Here is a 2,857-nt window from a genome sequence, read left to right on the forward strand (position 1 = left end):
GGTGTGCCCGATCGATAGCTTGATTTTCTGTGGCTGGATTCCACCAGGGGTCCATAAGAAATACATAATCGGCGGCAGTTAAGTTTAAGCCTGTTCCCCCGGCCTTTAAACTGATAAGAAATATTCGTATCGCTGGATTTTCGTTAAAATTCTTTACGACGGCTGCTCTATTTTTAGTTGTACCGGTCAGAATCTCAAATTGTATTTCGCGTTCTTTGAGCACTGATTTTATAATATCGAGCATGCCGACAAATTGGGAAAAGATTAAAACCTTGTGATCCTCAGCGATCGAATCGAGTTGTTCCAACATGGCCTCAATTTTTGAAGAAATAGTTTTATCGTAACCGTCTTTTAGTAAGTATGGAGCGTTACAGATCTGGCGGAGTCGTGTCAACCCTGCCAACATATGCATGTTGTAATGTGAGAAATCTTCAAGCTTGCATTCATTAAGGTAGTTGCGTAGTTCACTTTGATGACTTTCATAAATAGATCTTTGAACTTGTCCCATATCGCATAAAATTGTTATTTCCGTTTTTTTAGGAAGTTCCGTGGCAACTTGTGCTTTTGTACGCCGTAATATAAAAGGTTCAATTTTTTTGTGCAACGCTAGTATGCGTTTCTTGTCTCCAAATCGATCTATAGGTGTGGCGTAGGTGTCTTTAAAAAACTGTTTGCTTCCAAGTAGACCAGGACAGGCAAATGATAACTGCCCGAAAAGGTCAAAAGTATTGTTTTCGATTGGTGTTCCTGTCAATATATATCGGGTTCGAGCCTGTAATAATCCTGCCGATTTATTTCGTTCGGAATTTGGGTTTTTGATTGCCTGAGATTCATCGAGTATGATGCAATTAAAAGGAAATTTCTTTAAGTCTTTGAGATCCGATACCATCAGTCCATAAGTCGTAATTACAACGTCGTATTTTCTTAGGCTTGAGTAATAAGAGTCCCTTTCATTTCCATATAGAACTAATGTTTTTAAATTTGGTGCAAACCTTTTTATTTCGTCTTCCCAATTGAATACTAGGGAAGTGGGGCAGATTATTAAATTGACCTCAGAACCCCGGTTTTCTTTTTGATATAATAGGAATGCGATGATTTGAACAGTCTTCCCTAGTCCCATATCATCAGCGAGACACCCGCCAAAATTTAGCCCATCAAGCTGTATTAACCAGCTTAATCCTTCTAACTGGTATTTACGTAGTGTCGCCTTTAGTTCCTTTGGAGGAGGAACAAGTGGAATCTTTTTTATCTGATTGAGTGCGGCATCGTAGTTGTTTAATTCATTTAGAACTTCATTTGTCAATCTGCTGGTTTTTGTTAGTTCTTTTAATTCAGCAAAGGCCATTTTCGGAATCATTAAGCTTTCAGACTTCACTACTCCAAGATGGAAAAAGCGAGATATTTTATGTAACCACTCTTCGGGGATTATGCCGATTGTTCCATCGTCAAGCTCTATGAATTTACTTTGATGGCGGACGGATTTATAAATCTGTTTCATCGAAGTCTGTTGATCGCCAAATTGCAAGTGAAATTTTGTTTCAAACCATTTGGTGCCACTTAAGATTTCAATATTTATCGATGCTTTATTGGAATTTCTATTTGTAAAGTCTAGATCCTGAAAACCGAGGACAGATATTCCCTGGTTTCTCCAGTACTCAATTGTGTTTAAAAACCAATCTTCCTGCAAAAATTGTTCATAGTGGAGGTAGAAATATGTCCTTTCCGATAGCTGCTCGGGAAATGTCTCATGCATGCGCATCACCTGACTCAAAAATAAGTCTTCTTGGGTTTTATCTCGTTCGGCGCGGTATAAATTCCCGTTAGCGTCAATCGCGGTAATATTTCTTTTTGAATATAATGGTACCTCAACACCTCCATAGCGCATTATCGGGGTTACATTCACATAGCTCCCTTGGTGACTAAAATACACGATTCGCTGCTGATCGTTTACTATGTGTTTAATCTCTGGTTTGGTTGCTTTTCGAATATAAGTATAATTTACTATGAGAAATTCTTCAAGTGGAAGAAGAGTGGATTGCATAAATTCCTCATATTTAGAATGATGAATTAAAAGTTTTTCAGGTTTATTTCTAAAATATTCTATCGTATGCAGAATTTTTAACGTATCAATTAAATAATACACATCTTCAGACAACAAGAAATAGCGATGTTTAATTTGGACGGAATGCAGACTCTTACGGTGCCCATCTTGGATGAATGAGGCTTGAATTTCATAGAATGGTAGTTTCTTTACGACGTAAATTTCGATTTGTCCCTGGAACGAATGCAAGCGAACGGGAAGAAGAGATTTCGCCGTGATTTTCTCAGAAATTTCCCGATCATGAATAAATACAGGAAGGTTTAACGGATTTTCTTGTATGGCCCGTAAAGCTTGCAGGTCGGTAAAGGGGTCTGTGTCAGCGTAGTTTTGAGCAAAGCTATTTATCGCCGCATAAAACTTTGTTTCCTTTACACTTTGACCGCTCCATAGAAGTGACATAATATCGATAGATGCAAAAGGAGGTTTTAGATTACCTCGTTCGGTTCTTTCGGTATCCACTATTTCAAAGCGCAATTGGTCATAAAATCGATGACGGCTGATAATAAGGATGCGTTTATTATTGAAGGGAACTGTTAGGGTTTGTACATTACGCTTGGTTTCGCTAGTAATTTGTTCACCAAGAGTAGAATCGGGGGGGACTAAGGCAGAATCAATAGGTATAACCGATACGTCGCCATCCTCATATTTCAATCGGAGATACTTTTCGATCTCATTTTCATTTTCCAATCCATATGGAGCGCTCTGCGATTTGAGAAATGCGTTGCGTGTCTGATAATCAAAAAAGATTTTGAACCG

General features: G+C 38.4%; 1 protein-coding gene. It reads right to left on the minus strand.

What is annotated here, in order from left to right:
- Positions 1–2,857, minus strand: a 2,857-nt coding sequence (locus tag HP439_RS18535; protein ID WP_172391815.1) for a DEAD/DEAH box helicase, incomplete at both ends; no start/stop codon positions are given.

The organism is Sphingobacterium shayense (genome assembly GCF_013179575.1).
In the GTDB taxonomy this organism is placed as follows: Bacteria; Bacteroidota; Bacteroidia; order Sphingobacteriales; family Sphingobacteriaceae; genus Sphingobacterium; species Sphingobacterium shayense.